This is a genomic window from Brenneria sp. hezel4-2-4 (assembly GCF_013155275.1).
Taxonomy (GTDB): domain Bacteria; phylum Pseudomonadota; class Gammaproteobacteria; order Enterobacterales; family Enterobacteriaceae; genus Brenneria.
In genome coordinates this window covers 126462-148441 of record NZ_JABJXS010000006.1, presented here as the reverse complement: position 1 = coordinate 148441, position 21980 = coordinate 126462, and the positions used below count along the sequence as shown (strand labels likewise).

Genomic DNA, 21980 nt, shown 5'->3' with positions numbered 1-21980 from the left:
GAAAACCGGCTGGCGAATCATCAGCCGGTTTTTTTATGGCGTTTTTCTTACCCGCCATCTTTAGCGGCGTTGCTGCGCAACGTATAAAAATTATTCCGGTAATAGAGAGTCAGTGACATGATAAACCTGCTTCGCCGTTTCGTCGGCCTGGATGCCGCCGCCGGACTGATGCTGATCGGCGCCACATTGTTGGCGATGATATTAGCCAACATGCCTTTTAGTTCGGAAGGTTATCATCAGTTTTTGATGATGCCGGTGGAAATCCGCTTTGGGGCGCTGGAACTTAATAAAAATCTGTTGCTGTGGATCAATGACGGTCTGATGGCGATTTTCTTTCTGATGATCGGGCTTGAGGTCAAGCGTGAACTGGCGATCGGCGCGCTGGCAAGCCGGCGTCAGGCGATGCTGCCGCTGGTGGCCGCCATCGGCGGAATGGTATTTCCAGCGTTGATCTTCCTGCTGTTCAATGCCGGCGATGAGGTGACTCGCCACGGCTGGGCGATCCCCACGGCGACGGATATTGCCTTCGCGATCGGCGTGCTGATTTTGCTGGGTAAACGCGTCCCGCCGGGATTAAAGGTTTTTTTACTGGCGTTGGCTATTATTGATGATCTGGGCGCCATCCTGATCATCGCGTTGTTTTATACCCAGCAGATATTCTGGCCCGCGCTATTGGGGGCGTTGCTATGCATTGCGGCGCTGGCTTATATGAACCGTCAGCATGTCGCCAAAACCTCGGCGTATTTGCTGGTGGGGATGGTGCTTTGGGTGTGTATCCTTAAATGCGGCGTACATGCCACGCTGGCAGGGGTGATTGTGGGGTTCTTTATTCCGCTGCGTACGACGGATGGACGCGCTTCCCCCGCGACAACGCTGGAGCATGGGCTGCATGTTTGGGTCTCTTTCCTGATTATTCCGCTGTTTGCTTTCGCCAATGCGGGCATTGTGTTACAGGGCGTTGAAGCGGATAAACTTTTTTCGCCGCTGATTTTCGGCATTGCGGCGGGTTTGCTGATTGGTAAGCCGCTGGGGATCACGCTGTGCAGTTGGCTGGTTATCAGAATGGGGTACGCCAAATTACCGGCTGGCGTCAGTTTCGGTCAGATTATGGCGGTTTCCGTGCCGTGCGGTATTGGCTTCACCATGTCGATCTTTATTACGTTGCTGGCGTTTACCAACAGCGATGCTGAATTTATTACCTACGCCAAACTGGGGATTTTGCTGGCGTCCGGACTGGCGGCAATCGCCGGCTATGTGGTGTTGCGCGTAGTTTTACCCGCGCCGCGTGATGCCGTGTCGGTTTCCACGCTGCGGCAATAACCGCGGGATTAACCGAACGATAAGCGCAAAAAAACCGGCCTGAGCCGGTTTTTTCAACAACAATACGCGAAAACGCGATTATTGCATGGCGTTGATGCGCGCAACCAGATTGGATTTATGACGTGCAGCTTTGTTTTTGTGGATCAGGCCTTTGCTTGCCTGACGATCCACGATCGGTTGCATATCATTAAACGCATTCTGTGCCGCTTCTTTATCGCCAGTAGCGATCGCCGCGTATACTTTCTTAATGAAAGTACGCATCATGGAGCGACGGCTTGCGTTATGCTTGCGGCGCTTCTCAGATTGTACGGCGCGTTTCTTAGCTGATTTGATATTAGCCAAGGTCCAACTCCCAAATATATTCTATCGAGGACAATTCAAAGGCCGAGGAATATGCCCTTTTAGCCTTCGTTTGTCAATGGATTTGTGCAAATAAGCGCCGTTTGTACGTCGACGCTTGTTACGTTGTGATGGCGCAGGATTTTAACAGCTTCACGCGGTGGAATACAGCTTTTCGCGTTTATAAATTTACTCTGTCGCATTAATCATCGATAAAACAATTAATCGCCGCTAAAACCCGGTTAGTATACCGCGCTTTGCCCCGGGACGTTGCCGATGATTCGTCCCAAAACAACAAAAATACCGCCGGTATTCAGAATGCGGACGGCAAAAGGCGCGAATCGCGGGTTAACCTTACTCGCTGTACAAGGTATAATCCGCCGATTTCCATAATTTTAACCCATTTGTTCTGAGCCAGCCATGCAGCTAATTCGCGGTATACACAATCTTCGGGCACACCATTATGGCTGTGTGCTCACTATTGGTAATTTTGACGGCGTGCACCGCGGACACCAGATGCTGCTTGAGCGACTGAAGCAGGAAGGTCGTTCCCGCGGGCTTCCTGTAATGGTGATGATTTTTGAACCGCAGCCGCTGGAGCTGTTTTCTGTTGAAAAAGCGCCGGCGCGGTTGACTCGCCTGCGCGATAAAGTGAATTATCTGAAAAAGGCCGGCGTGGATTATCTGCTGTGCGTTAAATTTGACGCACGCTTCGCCGCCAACCATGCGCAAACTTTTGTTTCGACGCTGCTGGTGGAAAAACTGGGCGTCAGGTTTTTGGTGGTGGGGGATGACTTCCGTTTCGGGGCTGGCCGCCAGGGCGATTTCCTGTTATTACAGCAAGCGGGGCGCGATGCGGGTTTTGACGTTATCAGCACGGCTTCATTCTGTGACGACGGCAAACGCGTAAGCAGTACGGCCGTACGTGAAGCGCTCTACCGCGACGATCTGGCGCTGGCGGAAAGCCTGTTGGGGCACCCCTACAGTATTTCCGGGCGAGTGGTTCATGGTAATGCTCTGGGACGAACGATAGGGTTTCCCACCGCGAATCTGCCGCTAAAGCGTCAGGTATCGCCGGTCAGCGGGGTTTATGCCGTCAGCGTTAACGGCCTGGGGGATGAACCGTTGCCGGGCGTCGCCAATATTGGCACGCGCCCGACGATAACCGGAGACAAGCGCCAGCAGCTTGAGGTGCACTTACTGGATACGACGATGAATTTGTATGGTCGTCATATCGAAGTGGTACTGCGCAAAAAGATACGTAATGAACAGCGTTTTGCTTCGCTTGAGGCGTTAAAACAGCAAATCGCCGATGATGTGGTGACGGCCCGGAAATTTTTTGGGTTAAAGACACCGGTTTAATTTTTCTAGCCGAAAACGAAATCGAGAATCTAATGAGTGACTATAAGACTACCCTGAACTTGCCGGAAACAGGGTTCCCGATGCGTGGCGATTTGGCCAAGCGTGAACCTGACATGCTGAAACGTTGGTATGAACAGGATCTGTACGGGATTATTCGCAATGCTAAAAAAGGTAAAAAAACCTTCATTCTGCACGATGGACCTCCGTATGCGAATGGCAGCATTCATATTGGTCACTCCGTTAATAAAATTCTTAAAGACATTATCGTTAAGTCTAAAACGCTGTCTGGCTATGACTCGCCGTATATCCCGGGCTGGGACTGTCATGGTCTGCCGATCGAGCTGAAAGTCGAACAGCTGATCGGCAAGCCGGGTGAGAAGGTCAGTGCCGCGGAGTTCCGTGCGGCATGCCGTAAATATGCCGCCGAACAGGTCGCCGGTCAGAAGAAGGACTTTATCCGTCTCGGGGTGTTGGGGGACTGGGATCATCCGTATCTGACGATGGACTTCTCGACTGAAGCCAACATTATTCGCGCGCTGGGCAAAATTATCGAAAACGGCCATCTGCATAAGGGGGCCAAGCCGGTTCACTGGTGCGCCGACTGCGGTTCCGCTTTGGCGGAAGCCGAAGTGGAATACTACGACAAAACCTCTCCTTCCATCGATGTGGCGTTTAACGCCGTCGATGCGGCGGCGGTGAGCGCGAAATTCGGCGTAGGTCAGGTTGAAGGCCCGCTTTCGCTGGTTATCTGGACCACCACCCCGTGGACGCTGCCCGCTAACCGCGCGATCTCGCTCAACCCTGAATTCACTTATCAACTGGTGCAGGTTGAAGGCCGGGCGTTAATCCTGGCTGCCGATCTGGTTGAAAGCGTGATGAAGCGCATCGGCGTCAGTCATTGGATCGTGCTGGGTGAATGCAGCGGCCGCGATCTCGAACTGCTGCGCTTCCAGCATCCGTTCATGGGCTTTGATGTCCCGGCTATTCTGGGCGACCATGTGACGCTGGACGCGGGTACCGGCGCGGTGCATACCGCGCCGGGGCATGGCCCGGATGACTATGTCATTGGTCAGAAGTATGGGCTGGAAGTGGCTAATCCGGTGGGGCCGAACGGCTGCTATCTGACCGGGACTTACCCGGAGCTGGACGGCAAGTTTGTCTTTAAGGCCAATGACACCGTCGTCGAGATCCTGCGCGCGAGCGGCGCACTGCTGCATATGGAAAAACTGCTGCACAGCTATCCGTGCTGCTGGCGTCATAAAACGCCGATCATTTTCCGTGCGACGCCGCAGTGGTTTATCAGCATGGATCAGAAAGGGCTGCGCAAGCAGTCGCTGGCTGAAATTAAAGGCGTGCAATGGATCCCCGACTGGGGTCAGGCGCGTATCGAAGCGATGGTGGCCAACCGCCCTGACTGGTGTATTTCCCGTCAGCGCACCTGGGGCGTACCGATGTCGCTTTTCGTGCATAAAGAGACGGAAGCGTTGCATCCCCGCACCGGCGAACTGATTGAAGCGGTCGCCAAACGCGTTGAGCAGGATGGCATTCAGGCATGGTGGGATCTCGATCCGAAAGAGGTGCTGGGCGCCGATGCCGAGCATTACGTTAAGGTTCCCGATACGCTGGATGTCTGGTTTGACTCAGGGTCAACGCATGCTTCCGTGGTCGATGTGCGCCCTGAATTCGGCGGCCATTCGGCGGATATGTATCTGGAAGGTTCTGACCAGCATCGCGGCTGGTTCATGTCATCGCTGATGATTTCGACCGCCATCAAAGGCAAGGCCCCTTACCGTCAGGTGCTGACTCACGGCTTCACCGTGGATGGTCAGGGTCGCAAGATGTCCAAGTCTATCGGTAATACCATCAGCCCGCAGGATGTGATGAACAAACTGGGCGGCGATATTCTGCGTTTGTGGATTGGCTCGACGGACTACTCCGGCGAAATCGCGGTGTCCGATGAGATCCTGAAACGTTCGGCGGATGCCTATCGCCGTATCCGCAACACCGCGCGTTTTTTGCTGGCCAACCTGAACGGGTTCGATCCGCAGAAGCACATGGTAAAACCGGAAGAGATGGTGGTGCTGGATCGCTGGGCGGTCGGCTGTGCGCAAGCGGCGCAGGAAGAGATCGTCGAAGCCTATGACAGCTATGATTTCCACCGCGTGGTACAGCGTCTGATGCAGTTCTGCTCTATCGAGATGGGTTCGTTCTATCTGGATATCATCAAGGATCGTCAGTACACCGCGAAAGGCGACAGCATCGCCCGCCGCAGTTGCCAGACGGCGCTGTATCATATTTCTGAAGCTCTGGTGCGCTGGATGGCTCCGATCCTGTCATTCACTGCCGACGAGGTTTGGGCATACCTGCCGGGCGAACGCGCGCAGTATGTGTTCACTGAAGAGTGGTATGACGGTTTGTTCGGTCTGGATAGCGCAGAAACCATGAATGACGAATTCTGGACGGATATCCTGAAAGTGCGCAGCGAAGTGAATAAGACGATCGAGCAGGCGCGTAACGACAAGCGCATCGGCGGATCGCTGGAAGCCGCCGTCACGCTGTACGCCGACGCCGCTCTGGCCGATAAGCTTAATCAGTTGCGTCAGGAACTGCATTTCGCCCTGTTGACCTCGAAAGCGCGGGTCGAGCGTTATGAAAATGCGCCCGCCGATGCGCAGGGCACTGAACTACCCGGATTGAAAATTGCCTTAAGCAAAGCGGAAGGGCACAAGTGTCCGCGTTGCTGGCATTATGAGTCAGATATCGGTACTGATACCGATTATCCCGACATTTGTGGCCGCTGTGCGACCAACGTCGGCGGCAAAGGCGAAGAGCGTAAATTTGTCTGATGAATAAATCGATCTGTTCGAGCGGATTGCGCTGGCTTTGGCTGGCGCTGGTCGTGTTAGTCGTTGACCTCGGCAGCAAACAGTGGATTTTAACCCACTTTGCGCTGGGGGATACGCAGCCCCTGATCCCTTATCTGAATTTGCACTATGCGCGCAATTACGGCGCCGCGTTCAGTTTTCTGGCGGATAAGGGCGGCTGGCAACGTTGGTTCTTTGCCGGCATCGCCATCGCCATTGTTATCGCCCTGCTGGTGATGATGTATCGCGGCAGCGCGCGCCAGAAGCTGAATAACATCGCTTATGCGCTGATTATCGGCGGCGCGTTAGGCAACCTGTTTGACCGGATGTGGCATGGTTTTGTAGTGGATTTTATCGACTTTTACGTCGGTAGCTGGCATTTCGCTACCTTCAATTTGGCCGATAGCGCTATCTGTATTGGTGCCGCCCTGATCGTACTGGAAGGCTTTTTCACTCCCCACGACGGCGCCGTTAAGCAAAAGGGTCATTGATGTCCGAAACTGTACAGAGCAACAGCGCGGTGCTGGTGCACTTTATCCTGACACTGGAGGACGGTTCAGCGGCGGAGTCCACCCGTGAAAGCGGTAAACCCGCGCTGTTCCGTCTTGGCGATGGCAGCCTGTCCGATGCGCTGGAACAGCATCTGCTGGGTTTGAAACGCGGCGACAAACGTCGGTTTACGCTGCCGCCGGAATCGGCTTTCGGCCAGGCAAACCCGGATCTGATCCAGTTTTTCCTGCGCCGTGACTTTGCGCAGACCGGCGTGCCGGATGTGGGCACCATCATGTTGTTCAGCGGCGTTGGCGGTCATGATATGCCGGGGATTATTCGTGAGGTTGCGCAAGAGTCCGTCACGGTGGATTTCAACCATCCGCTGGCAGGCCGGTCTATTACGTTCGATCTGGAAGTGTTGGAAATCGATCCCTCTCAACAGGAGGCGCAGCATGCAGATATTGCTGGCTAACCCACGTGGTTTTTGTGCCGGAGTCGATCGCGCCATCAGCATTGTTGAGCGGGCATTGGAGATATATGGCACACCGATCTACGTTCGTCACGAGGTGGTTCATAACCGTTATGTGGTCAATGGACTCCGTGAGCGCGGCGCGATATTTATTGAGCAGATCGAAGAAGTGCCGGACGGCTCGATTCTGATTTTCTCAGCCCATGGCGTTTCGCAGGCCGTTCGTCTTGAGGCCAGAAATCGTGATTTAACGGTGTTTGACGCCACCTGTCCGCTGGTGACCAAAGTGCATATGGAAGTGGCGAGGGCCAGCCGGAAAGGTGTAGAAGCTATCCTGATCGGCCACGCCGGTCATCCGGAAGTGGAAGGCACGATGGGGCAATACAGCAATGCGGACGGCGGGATGTATCTGGTGGAGTCGCCTGAAGATGTCTGGCAATTGCAGGTGAAGGACGAAACCAACCTGTGCTTTATGACGCAAACTACGCTGTCGGTGGATGATACGTCCGCGGTGATCGATGCGTTGCGCGAACGTTTTCCGCAGATTATCGGCCCGCGTAAAGACGATATTTGCTACGCCACCACCAATCGTCAGGAGGCGGTGCGTTATCTGGCCGCCGAGGCGGATGTGGTGCTGGTGGTCGGTTCCAGAAATTCTTCCAACTCCAATCGCCTGGCCGAACTGGCCCAGCGGGCGGGTAAGGCAGCCTACCTGATTGACTCGGCGGAAGACATTCAGGAGAGCTGGCTGGCCGGCGTTACCCACGTTGGGGTGACGGCCGGGGCGTCCGCGCCGGATATTCTGGTGCAGCAGGTGATTCAGCGTTTAAAGGCGCTGGGCGGCGAGGTCGCTCTTGAGTTGCAGGGGCGCGAAGAAAATATCGTTTTTGAAGTGCCGAAAGAGCTGCGTGTCGAAGTGAAACAAATTGACTAAGTGATGTATTGCCGGTGGGGAGCAGAACCTGTTCCCCACCGTCTTATCCCAATCATATCTCCCGTCCGTGCCAGCCTGATTACCCGCTAATAAAAATCTGATAAAAATGCATGTTTATGCGTTATCGCGATTGATCTCTCGACGCAGGCGGCGCGCTCAGGCAACTTTTACTGATGTTATTTTTCTTCTGACATAATTTTCTAATCTGATCATAAATCCGCTGGCGATAGTGCGTCACGCCCGTTAACCTACCGTTATTTCATAGCGGAAGTAGCAAAGAGAGAGACATTATGCAGGATTCATCAATCCGTATTGCGGTTGCCGGTGCGGGCGGCCGCATGGGGCGCCAACTGATTGCGGCGGTTGAGCAGACTGAAGGCGCGGTGCTGGGCGCCGCGCTGGAGCGTCAAGGCTCGTCTCTGGTGGGGGCCGATGCCGGTGAACTGGCCGGGCTGGGGAAGTCCGGCGTGGCGGTGAGCGATAGTCTGGACGCCATCCGTGATGATTTTGATATTTTAATCGATTTTACCCGCCCTGAAGGCACGCTGGCTCATCTGGCTTTTTGTCGTCAGCACCAAAAGGCGATGATTATCGGCACTACCGGGTTTGATGAGCAGGGAAAAGCGGCTATCCGCGACGCGGCGCAGGAGATCGGCATTGTTTTCGCCGCTAATTTCAGCGTTGGCGTCAATGTGATGCTTAAGCTGCTGGAAAAAGCCGCCAAAGTGATGGGGGATTATACCGATATCGAAATTATCGAGGCTCATCACCGGCATAAAGTGGATGCGCCTTCGGGAACGGCGCTGGCGATGGGCGAAACCATCGCCGACGCGCTGGGACGCGATCTGAAAACGTGCGCCGTCTATGCACGGGAAGGGTATACCGGCGAGCGCGATCCGAAAAGTATTGGTTTTGCGACGGTGCGCGCGGGCGATATCGTCGGCGAGCACACGGCGATGTTTGCGGATATCGGCGAGCGCGTTGAGATTAGCCACAAGGCCTCCAGCCGTATGACCTTTGCTAATGGCGCCGTCAGGGCTGCAATTTGGGTAAAAGCCAGAAAATGTGGACTTTTCGATATGAAAGATGTGCTTGGATTGGATGATTTATAAAAATTAATCTGAGTTTTATAAATATAATATTATGATAAAAGTGACGATTTTTTATCGTTGCTTTTATTTTACCGTTCTTGTTATATTTTTTATCAGAAACTCTTTATATTCTCTGTTTTCATGCTTTTTGAGGCGGTTTTTTTACGCTAAAACGGTAAAGCAGCTTCTATTGGTCGATTATTAGGCTTATTCTAACCATGTAGGTTAGCAACCGTTTACTTTGCCGAGTTAACATGCTTTTTTAGCATGGTGAGTAGATATTTATGCCATAAAGCATAGAAAGAAGGGAAAAAGTGCGGTTGAAGTGGACAATTTAGCCGACCATCATTAAAATGCGCCCAATTTGCCAAAAATTTACCTTGAAGGTGGTTTTTGCGTTGATTTAGATCGATTAATCTGAATTAATATGCAAATAACATGATTTTTTATTCCTTGGAGGGTGTTTTGATTAAGTCAGCGCTATTGGTTCTGGAAGACGGAACCCAATTCCACGGTCGGGCCATCGGGGCGGAAGGGTCGGCTGTGGGGGAAGTGGTCTTCAATACGTCGATGACCGGATATCAAGAAATCCTTACTGATCCATCCTATTCCCGCCAGATCGTCACTCTCACTTATCCCCATATTGGTAATGTCGGCACCAACCAAGCAGACGAAGAATCGCCCGCGATACAAGCCCAGGGGCTGGTAATTCGCGACCTGCCGCTGATTGCCAGCAACTATCGCAGTGAAGAAAGCCTGTCTGAATACCTCAAACGCAACAACATCGTCGGCATTGCCGATATCGATACCCGTAAGTTGACCCGCTTACTGCGTGAAAAAGGCGCCCAGAACGGCTGCATTATCGCGGGCGACGCGCCGGATGCGGCGCTGGCGCTGGAAAAAGCCAAGGCTTTCCCGGGGCTGAAAGGGATGGATTTGGCAAAAGAGGTCACCACGGCTGAAAGCTATAGCTGGCTGCAAGGCAGTTGGACGCTGGAAGGCGACTTGCCCGTCGCTAAACAGGAAAGCGCGCTGCCTTACCATGTGGTGGCTTATGACTACGGCGTGAAACGCAATATTCTGCGTATGCTGGTAGACCGCGGCTGCCGCCTGACGGTGGTGCCGGCGCAAACCTCCGCCGAGGACGTCCTGAAACTCAATCCGGACGGTATTTTCCTCTCCAACGGCCCCGGCGATCCGGAACCGTGCGACTACGCAATCCGGGCGATCAAAACGTTCCTGGAAACGGATATCCCGGTATTCGGCATCTGCCTCGGTCACCAACTGCTGGCGCTGGCCAGCGGCGCGCAGACCGTCAAAATGAAGCTTGGTCACCACGGCGGCAACCATCCGGTAAAAGATCTGGATAACAACCGCGTGATGATCACCGCACAGAACCACGGCTTTGCGGTTGATGAACATAATCTGCCCGACACGCTGCGCGTGACGCATATCTCGCTGTTCGATCATACGGTTCAGGGGATTCATCGCACCGATAAACCGGCGTTCAGTTTTCAGGGGCACCCGGAAGCCAGTCCCGGCCCGCACGATGCGGCCCCGTTTTTCGACCACTTTATTGAATTGATTAAGACTTACCGTTCTTCAGCCAAATAATCAGGAGCGAGAAAATGCCAAAACGTACAGATATTAAAAGCATCCTGATTCTGGGCGCCGGCCCGATTGTTATCGGCCAGGCTTGTGAATTTGACTACTCCGGCGCTCAGGCGTGTAAAGCGCTGCGTGAAGAGGGATACCGCGTCATCCTGGTGAACTCGAACCCGGCCACCATCATGACCGACCCGGAAATGGCCGACGCCACCTATATCGAGCCGATTCACTGGGAAGTGGTGCGCAAAATTATCGAGAAAGAGCGTCCGGACGCGGTGCTGCCGACAATGGGCGGTCAGACGGCGCTGAACTGCGCGCTGGAGCTGGAACGTCAGGGCGTGTTGGCCGAGTTCGGCGTGACGATGATCGGCGCCACCGCCGATGCGATTGATAAAGCCGAAGATCGCCAGCGTTTCGATAAGGCAATGAAGAAAATCGGCTTGGATACCGCCCGTTCCGGTATCGCGCATACGATGGAAGAGGCGCTGGCCGTCGCCGCCGATGTCGGTTTTCCCTGTATTATTCGTCCTTCCTTTACCATGGGCGGCACCGGCGGCGGCATCGCCTATAATCGTGAAGAGTTTGAAGAAATCTGCGAGCGCGGCCTGGATCTTTCCCCAACCAAAGAATTGTTGATCGACGAATCGCTGATTGGCTGGAAAGAGTATGAAATGGAAGTGGTGCGCGACAAAAACGACAACTGCATCATCGTCTGCTCCATCGAAAACTTCGACGCCATGGGCATTCATACCGGCGACTCCATTACCGTTGCGCCCGCGCAAACGCTGACCGATAAAGAATACCAAATCATGCGTAACGCCTCGATGGCGGTACTGCGTGAAATCGGTGTGGAAACCGGCGGGTCGAACGTGCAGTTCTCGGTGAACCCGAAAAACGGCCGTCTGATCGTGATTGAAATGAACCCGCGCGTTTCCCGCTCTTCCGCGCTGGCATCGAAAGCGACCGGGTTCCCGATCGCCAAAATCGCCGCCAAGCTGGCGGTGGGCTACACGCTCGATGAACTGATGAACGATATTACCGGCGGCCGCACGCCGGCGTCGTTTGAGCCGTCCATCGATTATGTGGTGACGAAAATTCCACGCTTTAACTTCGAAAAATTCGCCGGCGCCAATGACCGTCTGACCACGCAGATGAAATCGGTGGGCGAGGTGATGGCGATCGGCCGGACTCAGCAGGAGTCATTACAGAAAGCGTTGCGCGGTCTGGAAGTGGGAGCGACGGGATTCGATCCGCAAGTGGATCTGGATGATCCTGAAGCGTTGACCAAAATCCGTCGTGAGCTGAAAGACGCCGGCGCCGATCGTATCTGGTACATCGCCGATGCGTTCCGGGCGGGCATGTCCGTCGACGGCGTGTTTAACCTCACGAATATTGACCGCTGGTTCCTGATGCAGATTGAAGAGCTGGTTCGTCTGGAAGAACAGGTGGCGGAAAAAGGCGTTACCGCGCTGGATGCCGACTTCCTGCGTCAATTGAAACGTAAAGGCTTCGCCGATGCGCGTCTGGCGACGCTGGCCGGCGTGGCTGAAAGTGAAATCCGCAAATTGCGCGATAAGTTTGACCTACACCCGGTGTATAAGCGCGTGGACACCTGTGCGGCGGAATTTGCAACCGATACGGCTTATATGTACTCCACCTACGAGGATGAGTGCGAAGCTAACCCGAGTCAGGATCGTGAGAAGATCATCGTGCTGGGCGGCGGGCCGAACCGTATCGGTCAGGGCATCGAGTTTGACTATTGCTGCGTCCACGCATCGCTGGCGCTGCGTGAAGACGGTTATGAAACCATCATGGTGAACTGTAACCCTGAAACGGTTTCGACCGACTACGATACCTCCGATCGCCTGTACTTCGAACCGGTGACGCTGGAAGACGTACTGGAAATCGTACGTATTGAAAAACCGAAAGGCGTTATCGTCCAGTACGGCGGCCAGACCCCGCTGAAGCTGGCGCGGGCGCTGGAAGCCGCGGGCGTGCCGGTGATCGGCACCAGCCCGGATGCCATCGACCGCGCGGAAGACCGCGAGCGTTTCCAGCAGGCGGTCGACCGCCTCGGCCTGAAACAACCGGCGAACGCCACCGTGGTGGCGATTGAGCAGGCGGTGGAAAAGGCTCGTGATATCGGCTATCCGCTGGTGGTTCGTCCTTCTTATGTGCTTGGCGGACGGGCGATGGAAATCGTGTATGACGAAATTGACCTGCGCCGGTACTTCCAGAACGCGGTGGTGGTGTCCAACGATGCGCCGGTGCTGCTGGACCGTTTTCTGGATGACGCCATTGAAGTCGACGTGGATGCCATCTGTGATGGCGAGCGTGTGCTGATTGGCGGCATCATGGAGCATATCGAGCAGGCGGGCGTTCACTCCGGCGATTCGGCCTGTTCGCTGCCGGCTTATACGCTGAGCAAAGAGATTCAGAACGTGATGCGCCAGCAGGTAGAGAAACTGGCGTTCGAGCTTGGCGTTCGCGGCCTGATGAACGTGCAGTTCGCCGTCAAGAACAACGAAGTCTATCTGATCGAAGTTAACCCGCGCGCGGCGCGTACCGTGCCGTTTGTTTCCAAAGCGACCGGCGTGCCGCTGGCGAAAGTGGCCGCCCGGGTGATGGCCGGTCAGACGCTGGCTCAGCAAGGCGTGACGCAAGAAGTCATTCCGCCTTATTACTCGGTGAAGGAAGTGGTGTTGCCGTTTAACAAGTTCCCCGGCGTCGACCCGATTCTGGGGCCGGAAATGCGTTCCACCGGCGAGGTGATGGGCGTGGGCCGGACATTCGCGGAAGCCTTCGCCAAAGCCATGCTGGGGAGTAGTTCGCCGATGAAGAAATCCGGCCGTGCGCTGTTGTCGGTTCGCGAAGGCGATAAGGCCCGGGTGGTGGATCTGGCGGCCAAGCTGCTGAAACACGGCTTTGAGCTGGATGCGACGCACGGCACCGCCATCGAACTGGGCGAAGCGGGAATTAACCCTCGTCTGGTGAACAAGGTGCATGAAGGCCGTCCGCACATTCAGGATCGTATCAAAAACGGTGAATACACCTATATTGTCAATACCACGGCGGGACGTCAGGCTATTGAGGATTCCAAGCTGATTCGCCGCAGTGCGCTGCAATACAAGGTGCATTACGATACGACCATGAACGGCGGGTTTGCTACGGCGATGGCGTTAAACGCGGATCCGACCGAGAAAGTCATTTCGGTGCAGGAAATGCACGCCTTGATTAAAGGCTAGTCCGGCCACAACACAGCGTGCCAGCGTTCGTGATGAACGCTGGCTTTACTTTTCTTTAGCGAAAGCTCCGCCTCAAATAATATTTTCCCCTGAAATCCTCCACTTCCCGTTCCTTTAGGCTCGGATTCATCGGCCTTTATAAACAACCCCGGATAATCGTCTATCCTTATGGATATTGTTTGAAGTTTTATGCCGTAAACAATATTTTTAGCAATATAAGAGGTGAGTATGAGTGCTAACCAGCAGGATCCGAACTTAACCAACGACGCATTATCATCACTGACGGGAAAAAACCCGGCGCAGGCCTATCCGCGCCCCCCTTTTGAAAGCCAGCCGCAGAACCCGCCGGGACTTGCCAGCAAAATGAAACCCATTCCCGATCATGGCGAAAAAAGTTATCGGGGCAGCGGGCGGTTAAATGGTCGTAAAGCGCTGATCACCGGGGGCGATTCGGGGATCGGGCGCGCTGTTGCCATCGCTTATGCCAGAGAAGGGGCCGATGTGGCGATTAATTATCTGCCGGAAGAGGAATCGGATGCAAAGGAAGTCATTGCGCTGATCCGTGCCGAAGGGCGTATTGCGGTGGCGATCCCGGGCGATATTCGCACCGAGGATTTCTGTAAGCATCTGGTTAAGGAAGCGGCTGAAAAGCTGGGTGGGCTGGATATTCTGGTGAACAACGCGGGTCGGCAGCGGTATGTTGAGTCCATTGACGATCTTTCGACGGAAGCCTTTGACGCGACGTTTAAAACCAATGTGTATGCGCCATTTTGGATCTCGAAAGCGGCGATGGCCCATTTAAAGGCGGGTTCGGTGATTATTAATACTTCATCGGTACAGGCATTCAAGCCCAGCGCGATCCTGCTGGATTACGCCCAGACCAAAGCCTGTAATGTTGCCTTTACCAAAGCACTCGCCCAGCAGGTTGCGAGCAAAGGCATCCGGGTTAACGCGGTGGCGCCGGGGCCTTATTGGACGCCGTTACAGCCGAGCGGCGGGCAGCCGATGGATAAAGTCATGGAGTTTGCCGCGGATGCGCCGATGGGCCGCCCCGGCCAGCCGGTGGAGATCGCGCCTTTGTATGTGACGCTGGCATCGGCGGAGAGCAGCTTTACCTCGGGACAGGTATGGTGTTCAGATGGCGGAACCGGGACGGTTTAACCAAAACGCAAGGCCCGCCTGGCGGGCCCTGAAACCGGTTATCCCAGCGCCACCTTGATGCCCAGCGCAATCAAAACGGTTCCCAGCAGTTTATCCACCCGTTTTTGCGCTTTTTGCAGACCACGACGTACCGGGCCGCTTTGGAAAAGCACCACCAGCAGCGGCCACCAGATGACAGACAGCACCCAGATAATCATCGCATACCACAACTTCTCGCCGATGCCGGAGTCGATACTCAGCACCTGAGTGAAGACGGCAAGGAAGAACAAGGTCGCTTTGGGGTTAAGCAGATTGCATAAATAGCCTTGCAAAAACGCTTTTTTCAGGCTGACGCCTTGCGGAGCCAAATCAGCAACATCCATTTTGCTTTCACCGCGCGACAGCAGCGCCTGGATCCCCACCCATATCAGATAAGCGGCCCCGGCGTATTTCAGCAAATTGAACAACCACGGCGTGGTGGTAATCACCACGGCCAGCCCGGCGACACAATACGCCATATGAGTAGCAACGCCGCAAATCACCCCCAATGCCGTCATCAACGCGGCGACTCGTGGGTAGCGCGCTGCATTTTTGATGACCAGAAAAAAATCAGGGCCGGGGGAAAGCATTCCCAGCGTGGCAATGGTGGCGACAAACAGCGACGTTTCGAACATGATGTGTTCCAGGTTGAGAAAAGAGAAATACAAAACCGCTAAAATAATAGCGCCAGAGTCATTAATTCGCATCACCTATATTGGCTATTGGCCTGCAATATGTTAACAAGTCTCCTTGCTTTATTTACTGTTATTTTCCATGGCAGGGTCGGGATAAAACATGGTCAGTGAAACAACGCAGCAAAGGGAGATTACCCGGCTGTGTATTCAGTGTGCGCTTTTGCTGTTACAGCATGGCGCGGAAAGTATGGTTGTTGAACAGTTGTCTTCCAGGCTTGGCGTGGCATTGGGGGCTGACAGCGTTGAGAGTTCAATCTCGGCGAATGCCATTGTCCTGACCACGATCATGCAGGGACATTGCCTGACATCCACGCGTAAGAATGTCGATCGCGGCATCAATATGCATGTGGTTACCGAGGTGCAGCACGCGGTGATTATGGCGGAACATAAACTGCTGGATGTGGCCGGCGTGAAAAAACGTTTTGCCCACATCAAGCCGCTGCGCTATCCGCGCTGGCTGATGGTTTCCATCGTGGCGCTGTCCTGCGGCTGCTTCAGCCGGTTGAATGGGGGAGGGTGGGACGCCTTTATCGTGACGATGCTTGCCAGTGGGCTGGCGATGTATGTCCGGCAGGTGCTTACCGCTCGCCACCTTAATCCCTTGATTAACTTTTGTATTACCGCATTCGTGGCGACGTCGGCCTCGGGGATATTAATGAAGCTGTCTGTTTTTCAGCAGACTTCAACCGTGGCGATGGCGGCCAGTGTGCTGTTGCTGGTTCCCGGTTTTCCGCTGATTAACGCGGTGGCCGATATGTTTAAAGGGCATGTTAATACCGGGCTGGCTCGTTGGACGGTCGCCAGCCTGCTGACGCTGGCGACCTGTATCGGCATCGTGATGGCGCTGGCGCTGTGGGGGTTACGCGGATGGGCTTGAATCTGCTGTGGGCGCTGTTACAGGATATGGCATTGGCGGCCGTGCCGGCGTTAGGGTTTGCAATGGTATTCAACGTTCCGGTCAGAGCGCTGCGCTATTGCGCCGCGTTGGGGGCGCTGGGACATGGCGTGCGGTTCATCACGATGCATTTTGGTTTGAATATCGAATGGGCTTCGTTTCTGGCGGCGATCACCATCGGGATCCTCGGTATTCGCTGGTCGCGCTGGCTATTGGCGCATCCCAAAGTGTTTACCGTTGCGGCGGTTATTCCCATGTTCCCGGGGATTTCGGCCTATACGGCGATGATTTCCGTGGTGGAAATTTCTCATCTTGGCTATAGCGAAGAATTGATGAGCGTCATGGTGACCAATTTCCTGAAGGCCAGCTTTATTGTCGGGGCGTTATCCATCGGTCTGTCGCTGCCGGGATTATGGCTGTATCGTAAGCGCCCCAGCGTGTGATGGTAAATATTCTTCTATAAGAGGTATCTATATCGACGCACGCAGGGCCTTTCCGTATAGTGTCAGCAATTTTATGGCCTACAGGGTTTCACCATGGTTATTAGTTTGATTGCCGCATTGGCTGTGGATCGGGTTATCGGCATGGAGAATGCCATGCCGTGGCATTTACCGGCGGATTTGGCGTGGTTTAAACGAAATACATTAAATAAACCGATCGTCATGGGGCGTAACACTTTTCGCTCTATCGGTCAGCCATTGCCGGGCAGGCTTAATATTGTCGTCAGCAGTCACCCCGGTGATGATGACCGCGTTACCTGGGTTTCCTCACTGGAGGATGCGTTGGCCGCCGCCGGCGATGTGGAAGAAGTGATGGTGATTGGCGGGGGGAGCATTTACCAGCAGATGTTGCCCAAGGCCGACCGTTTGTATCTGACCCACATAGATGCGGAAGTTGAAGGCGATACGCATTTCCCGGATTATGAGCCTGATGAGTGGTCGTCCACTTTCAGCGAGTTTCATGATGCGGATGACCGTAACTCGCATAGCTATTGCTTTGAAATTCTGGAAAGAAATTAGCGTCTTTGGTCTAAGGCGCAGTGTAAATACTGCGCCTTGCCATGCTTGAAATGGATTACCCGGTTTTACCTTTATCAACCCGCGAAAGGGATTTTTGCGTGAAGTAGCGTTTGTCGTCCCACCGCAGCATGGTCAGTTTCCCGCCCCAGCAGCAGCCGGTATCCAATGCGTAGATATTCTCCGGCGTGCCTTGTCCGTCCAGCGACGCCCAATGTCCGAAGGCAATGGCGTATTCGTCGGTGATCTGACTCGGTAATTCGAACCACGGTTTCAGCAATGACGGCGCCTGAGTCGGCGGCTCCTTGCAGATCATATCCAACTGGCCGCCGGAGAAGCAGTAGCGCATACGCGTAAAGACGTTGGTGCTGAAACGTAAACGGGGAAGTCCGCTGAGTTCGGGGCTCCAGTGATTCGGCATGTCGCCGTACATCGTATCGAGAAACAGCGGATAGCTATCACTGGCCAGAATGGATTCGACCTCCCGGGCGCACATTTTTGCCGTTTCCAGATCCCACTGCGGCGTAATGCCGGCATGCGCCATCACCAGCTTCAGATGGTCATCAACCTGTAAAAGCGGCTGACGGCGCAGCCAGTTGATCAGATCATCCACATCGGGGGCGTTCAGTAAGTCATTAAGGCGATCTTTGGGCTTGTTACGGCCGATCCCGGCATAAACCGCCAGCAAATGCAGATCGTGATTACCTAACACCATTCGCACGGATGCGCCGAGAGAGCGGACAAAACGCAGCACCTGAAGCGAATCCGGCCCGCGGGCCACCAGATCGCCGGTCAGCCACACGGTGTCTTGCTCGGGATTAAAGGAAACCTGCGCCAATAGCGCCTTGAGTTCAACTAAACAGCCGTGAACATCGCCAATTAAATAAGTAGACATAGTTAATGTATCAGTGAGGGGATTGCCAGGCGGAATACGGGAATACTGACCTGAAAAGCATTTCCCTGATGATCGACCATCTGGTAATGCCCTTCCATCGTGCCTAACGGGGTTTCCAATACGGTGCCGCTGGTGTACTGAAATTCACTTCCGGGCTGGATCAGCGGCTGTTCTCCGACGACGCCTTCTCCCTGCACTTCCGTCTGACGTCCGTTAGCATTGGTAATCAGCCAGTAACGCCCCAGGAGTTGCACTTCATGCCGCCCCAGGTTGCGGACAGTGATCGTATAAGCGAATACGAAACGCTCGTCATCAGGCTGTGACTGAGACTCGACGTAGAAACTCTGAACCTGTACACAAACACGGGGCGCATTAATCATCACGACAACTCCAGTTATTCCTGTGCTGTAGGATGCTCGGTCAGCCAGTTCGCCAACCGGCAGTATTGCTCAACCGTCACATTTTCAGCCCGGCAGCCTGCGTCGATCCCCAGTTCAGCCAGCTGTTCCAGGGTAAAGAGATTACCCAAACTGTTGCGAAGCGTCTTACGACGCTGATTGAACGCTTCGGTGGTAATCCGGCTTAATATACGGATGTCATTCACCGGATACGGAACCTGGGCGTGAGGAACCAGACGGACAACGGCGGAATCGACTTTCGGCGCCGGTTTAAACGCCGTTGGCGGTACTTCCAGCACCGGGATCACCTGACAGTAATACTGAGCCATCACGCTCAAGCGGCCGTAGGCTTTACTGTCGGGGCCGGCAACCAGACGGTTAACCACTTCTTTTTGCAACATAAAGTGCATGTCGCGGATAGCATGAGTATAGCTGAACAAGTGGAACATCAGCGGTGTTGAAATATTATAGGGCAGATTACCAAAGACCCGCAGAGATTGCCCGGCCTGCTCGGCCAACGCCGAGAAATCCACCGTCATGGCGTCCTGCTGAATAATAGTCAGCTTATCTTTCAGCGTGGGATGCGTTTCCAGCCGTGCGGCCAGATCGCGATCCAGCTCGATCACGGTAAAGCGATCCATGCGTTCGCCGACTGGCGCGGTCAGCGCCCCCAGTCCGGGGCCGATCTCCACGATAGCCTGTCCGGGCTGCGGATGAATGGCCGAAACGATGCTATCGATCACGAAATGATCGCTTAAAAAGTTTTGCCCAAAGCGCTTACGGGCGAAGTGACCCTGGTGTACTCGATTATTCATTAAGGTGTGTTGTCATTTTAATGGCAAGATTCAATGCCGTAGTAAAACTGCCGGGATCGGCGCCGCCGGTGGCGGCCAGCTCTAATGCCGTGCCGTGGTCGACCGAGGTTCGGATAAAGGGCAATCCCAGCGTGATGTTCACCGCCCGGCCAAATCCCTGATATTTCAGAACCGGCAGGCCCTGATCGTGATACATCGCCAGCACCGCATCCGCATGTTGCAGATATTTCGGTTGGAACAGCGTATCGGCGGGCAGCGGACCAATAAGGGCGATGCCTTGCTGACGCAGTTCATCCAGCGCGGGGATGATGGTATCCAGCTCTTCACGGCCCATATGGCCGCCTTCACCGGCGTGGGGATTTAAACCGCAAACATAAATTTGCGGCCGTTCGATACCGAACTTGGTCTGGAGATCGCGATGCAGAATCGTGATGACCTCATGCAGACTATTGCGGGTTATCGCCGCTGAAACGTCAGAAAGCGGTAGATGCGTGGTGGCTAACGCCACCCGTAATTCTTCCGTCGCCAGCATCATGACCACGCGTTTGCAGTGGCTGCGATCGGCGAAAAATTCGGTATGTCCGCTGAACGGAACGCCGGCATCGTTAATGATGCCTTTGTGTACCGGGCCGGTGATCAGCGCGGCAAATTCGCCGCTCAGACAGCCATCGCAAGCCCGCGCCAGCGTATTAACCACATAGGCGCTGTTGCTGACGTTCAGTCGGCCCGCCACCACGGTCGCCGCCGTGGCGAGCGGCAGCACCGTTAAGGTGCCGGCCCGTTGCGGCTGAGCGGGCAGCGCTGGCTGGTAGTTTTGCAACGTCAGCGGTAAACGGAGTTGCAGCGCCCGGCTCATCAGCAGGTCGGGATCGGCGCAAACCACCAGTTCAACCGGCCATGACTGCTGCGCCAGCGCAATCAGCAGGTCGGGACCGATCCCGGCCGGTTCGCCGGGCGTGATCGCGACACGCTGCGTACCGTTTTCCGTTTGCATTAATTATCCGCGCCATTGACGATTTTGACGTAAGCCGCCGCCCGCTGTTCCTGCATCCAGGTTTGCGCTTCTTCGGCGAATTTCCGGTTGAACAGCATACGGTATGCTTGTTCTTTCTGCGCGGCGTCGGTTTTATCAACCTGACGGGTATCCAGCAACTGAATCAAATGCCAGCCGAAAGCGGAGTGGATCGGTTGACTGATTTCGCCTTTTTTCAGTTTCAACAGCGCGTCGCGGAAGGCCGGATCGTACATGTCAGGGGAAGCCCAACCCAGATCGCCGCCCTGATTGGCTGAACCGGGATCCTGCGACAGCTGTTTGGCCTGCGCCGCGAAATCCGACGCGCCGCTCTTGATCTGCTGCGAAACCTCTTCCAGTTTGGCTCGCGCCTGACTGTCCGTCATCACCACGGAAGGCTTCAGAAGAATATGACGGGCGTGGGTTTCGGTGACGGATACGGTTTTGTCGCCGCCGCGAATATCGTTGACGCGCAGAATATGAAAACCGACGCCGGAACGGATAGGGCCGACGATCTGTCCTTTATGGGACTGAGTCAGCCTTTCAGCAAACAGGGTCGGGATCTCCTGCAATTTGCCCCATCCCATTTGCCCCCCTTGCAATGCCTGCGGGTCGGCGGAATAGGTGATGGCCAGTTTGCCGAAATCAGCGCCTTCGTTGATTTGTTTCACCAGCGAGTTCGCCAGATTTTCGGCCTCGTCAACCTGCTGCTGGCTTGGGTTTTCCGGCAAGGGAATAAGGATATGGCTTAAATTCAGTTCGTCGTTTTCACCGGTCTGGTTGGCAATCTGTTTTGCCAGCGCCTCGACTTCCTGAGGCAGTACGCTGACGCGGCGGCGTACTTCGTTGTTGCGAACCTCGGCGATCAGCATCTCTTTGCGAATCTGGTTGCGGTAGGTGTTGTAGTCAAGGCCTTCATAAGCCAACTGACTTCTTAACTGATCGAGCGAGATACGGTTCTGAGCGGCGATATTGGCAATAGCCTGATTCAATTGTTCATCCGTTACCTGGATGCCCATTTTTTGCGCCATTTGCAGGATAATGTTATCCATAATCAGACGATCGATAATCTGATGACGTAACGTGGCGTCATCCGGCAATTGCTGACCTGCCTGTTGAGCGTTCAATTTAACCGACTGCAAAAGGCCGTTTACATCACTATCCAGTACGACGCTGTTATCTACCACGGCTGCGACTTTATCAACCACCTGCGGCGCTGCGAATACGGCAGGAGCACTCAGTGCCAATCCGAGAATAAGCGTTCTCCAGTTGTTCATACCTTTCCCATTTATCTCATCCGCAAGGCGGGTTAGAAGTTTCATTGACACAGTCTGTCTGCCGCATTGGTTGC

The 21980-nt window shown here is 54.6% G+C and carries 20 protein-coding genes; 13 read left to right on the top strand and 7 right to left on the bottom strand.

Annotated features, from left to right (window positions below; genetic code table 11):
* Positions 1 to 117 precede the first annotated feature (117 nt).
* On the top strand, positions 118 to 1320 hold the full coding sequence (gene nhaA / locus HOY33_RS13740; RefSeq protein WP_172290785.1) for a Na+/H+ antiporter NhaA: 1203 nt from the start codon (positions 118 to 120) through the stop codon (positions 1318 to 1320).
* Positions 1321 to 1398: 78 nt separating this feature from the next.
* Here nhaA and rpsT read toward each other — a convergent pair whose 3' ends face one another.
* Entirely contained in the window at positions 1399 to 1662 is a 264-nt protein-coding gene (gene rpsT, locus HOY33_RS13735) for a 30S ribosomal protein S20 (protein ID WP_009111382.1), read from the bottom strand.
* A gap of 417 nt (positions 1663 to 2079) precedes the next feature.
* Between rpsT and ribF the strand changes: the two genes are divergently transcribed.
* From ribF to HOY33_RS13690, 9 genes are all read left to right on the top strand, one after another.
* Positions 2080 to 3021 (top strand): bifunctional riboflavin kinase/FAD synthetase, encoded by a 942-nt coding sequence (ribF, locus tag HOY33_RS13730; RefSeq protein ID WP_172290784.1) that lies wholly within the window; start codon positions 2080 to 2082, stop codon positions 3019 to 3021.
* 32 nt (positions 3022 to 3053) lie between these two features.
* Positions 3054 to 5867: an isoleucine--tRNA ligase gene (ileS, locus tag HOY33_RS13725; RefSeq protein WP_172290783.1), complete on the top strand. Its 2814-nt coding sequence runs from the start codon at positions 3054 to 3056 to the stop codon at positions 5865 to 5867.
* A complete protein-coding gene (gene lspA, locus HOY33_RS13720; RefSeq protein ID WP_172290782.1) occupies positions 5867 to 6376 on the top strand; it encodes a signal peptidase II in 510 nt (169 codons plus the stop codon). Before ileS ends, lspA begins: the two co-directional genes overlap by 1 nt.
* Positions 6376 to 6849 carry an FKBP-type peptidyl-prolyl cis-trans isomerase gene (fkpB, locus tag HOY33_RS13715; protein ID WP_172290781.1) on the top strand — a complete coding sequence of 158 codons (474 nt, stop codon included), beginning with the start codon at positions 6376 to 6378 and terminating at the stop codon, positions 6847 to 6849. Before lspA ends, fkpB begins: the two co-directional genes overlap by 1 nt.
* Positions 6830 to 7780 carry a 4-hydroxy-3-methylbut-2-enyl diphosphate reductase gene (gene ispH, locus HOY33_RS13710; protein WP_172290780.1) on the top strand — a complete coding sequence of 317 codons (951 nt, stop codon included), beginning with the start codon at positions 6830 to 6832 and terminating at the stop codon, positions 7778 to 7780. The genes fkpB and ispH overlap by 20 nt, the downstream gene beginning before the upstream one ends.
* A gap of 290 nt (positions 7781 to 8070) precedes the next feature.
* Positions 8071 to 8892, top strand: a complete 822-nt coding sequence (gene dapB / locus HOY33_RS13705; protein ID WP_172290779.1) for a 4-hydroxy-tetrahydrodipicolinate reductase — start codon at positions 8071 to 8073, stop codon at positions 8890 to 8892.
* Between the two features lie 444 nt (positions 8893 to 9336).
* Positions 9337 to 10485, top strand: a complete 1149-nt coding sequence (gene carA, locus HOY33_RS13700; RefSeq protein ID WP_370541741.1) for a glutamine-hydrolyzing carbamoyl-phosphate synthase small subunit — start codon at positions 9337 to 9339, stop codon at positions 10483 to 10485.
* A 14-nt stretch (positions 10486 to 10499) separates the two neighbouring features.
* Positions 10500 to 13724: a carbamoyl-phosphate synthase large subunit gene (carB, locus tag HOY33_RS13695; RefSeq protein WP_172290777.1), complete on the top strand. Its 3225-nt coding sequence runs from the start codon at positions 10500 to 10502 to the stop codon at positions 13722 to 13724.
* Between the two features lie 228 nt (positions 13725 to 13952).
* Positions 13953 to 14885 (top strand): SDR family oxidoreductase, encoded by a 933-nt coding sequence (locus HOY33_RS13690; RefSeq protein ID WP_172290776.1) that lies wholly within the window; start codon positions 13953 to 13955, stop codon positions 14883 to 14885.
* 38 nt (positions 14886 to 14923) lie between these two features.
* On the opposite strand, the gene HOY33_RS13685 is transcribed toward HOY33_RS13690, so the two are convergent.
* The gene (locus tag HOY33_RS13685) at positions 14924 to 15538 is read right to left on the bottom strand and encodes a LysE family transporter (protein ID WP_172290775.1); all 615 of its coding nucleotides are present in this window, start codon (positions 15536 to 15538) and stop codon (positions 14924 to 14926) included.
* Positions 15539 to 15698: 160 nt separating this feature from the next.
* On the opposite strand from HOY33_RS13685, the gene HOY33_RS13680 reads away from it, so the two are divergent.
* From HOY33_RS13680 to folA, 3 genes are all read left to right on the top strand, one after another.
* Complete coding sequence (locus HOY33_RS13680; RefSeq protein ID WP_172290774.1) at positions 15699 to 16475, top strand: threonine/serine exporter ThrE family protein; 777 nt, start codon at positions 15699 to 15701, stop codon at positions 16473 to 16475.
* The gene (locus HOY33_RS13675; protein ID WP_172290773.1) at positions 16466 to 16936 is read left to right on the top strand and encodes a threonine/serine exporter; all 471 of its coding nucleotides are present in this window, start codon (positions 16466 to 16468) and stop codon (positions 16934 to 16936) included. Before HOY33_RS13680 ends, HOY33_RS13675 begins: the two co-directional genes overlap by 10 nt.
* Before the next feature lie 93 nt (positions 16937 to 17029).
* Complete coding sequence (gene folA / locus HOY33_RS13670; protein ID WP_172290772.1) at positions 17030 to 17512, top strand: type 3 dihydrofolate reductase; 483 nt, start codon at positions 17030 to 17032, stop codon at positions 17510 to 17512.
* A gap of 55 nt (positions 17513 to 17567) precedes the next feature.
* On the opposite strand, the gene apaH is transcribed toward folA, so the two are convergent.
* Genes apaH through surA form a run of 5 tightly spaced genes read right to left on the bottom strand, consistent with a single transcriptional unit; the run spans position 17568 to position 21906 of the window.
* Positions 17568 to 18404, bottom strand: coding sequence for a bis(5'-nucleosyl)-tetraphosphatase (symmetrical) ApaH (gene apaH / locus HOY33_RS13665; RefSeq protein ID WP_172290771.1), 837 nt, complete (start codon positions 18402 to 18404; stop codon positions 17568 to 17570).
* A gap of 2 nt (positions 18405 to 18406) precedes the next feature.
* On the bottom strand, positions 18407 to 18784 hold the full coding sequence (gene apaG / locus HOY33_RS13660) for a Co2+/Mg2+ efflux protein ApaG (protein WP_172290770.1): 378 nt from the start codon (positions 18782 to 18784) through the stop codon (positions 18407 to 18409).
* Between the two features lie 14 nt (positions 18785 to 18798).
* A complete protein-coding gene (rsmA, locus tag HOY33_RS13655) occupies positions 18799 to 19617 on the bottom strand; it encodes a 16S rRNA (adenine(1518)-N(6)/adenine(1519)-N(6))-dimethyltransferase RsmA (protein ID WP_172290769.1) in 819 nt (272 codons plus the stop codon).
* Positions 19610 to 20611 carry a 4-hydroxythreonine-4-phosphate dehydrogenase PdxA gene (pdxA, locus tag HOY33_RS13650; protein WP_172290767.1) on the bottom strand — a complete coding sequence of 334 codons (1002 nt, stop codon included), beginning with the start codon at positions 20609 to 20611 and terminating at the stop codon, positions 19610 to 19612. The genes rsmA and pdxA overlap by 8 nt, the downstream gene beginning before the upstream one ends.
* The gene (gene surA / locus HOY33_RS13645; protein WP_172290766.1) at positions 20611 to 21906 is read right to left on the bottom strand and encodes a peptidylprolyl isomerase SurA; all 1296 of its coding nucleotides are present in this window, start codon (positions 21904 to 21906) and stop codon (positions 20611 to 20613) included. The genes pdxA and surA overlap by 1 nt, the downstream gene beginning before the upstream one ends.
* Positions 21907 to 21980: the final 74 nt, after the last annotated feature.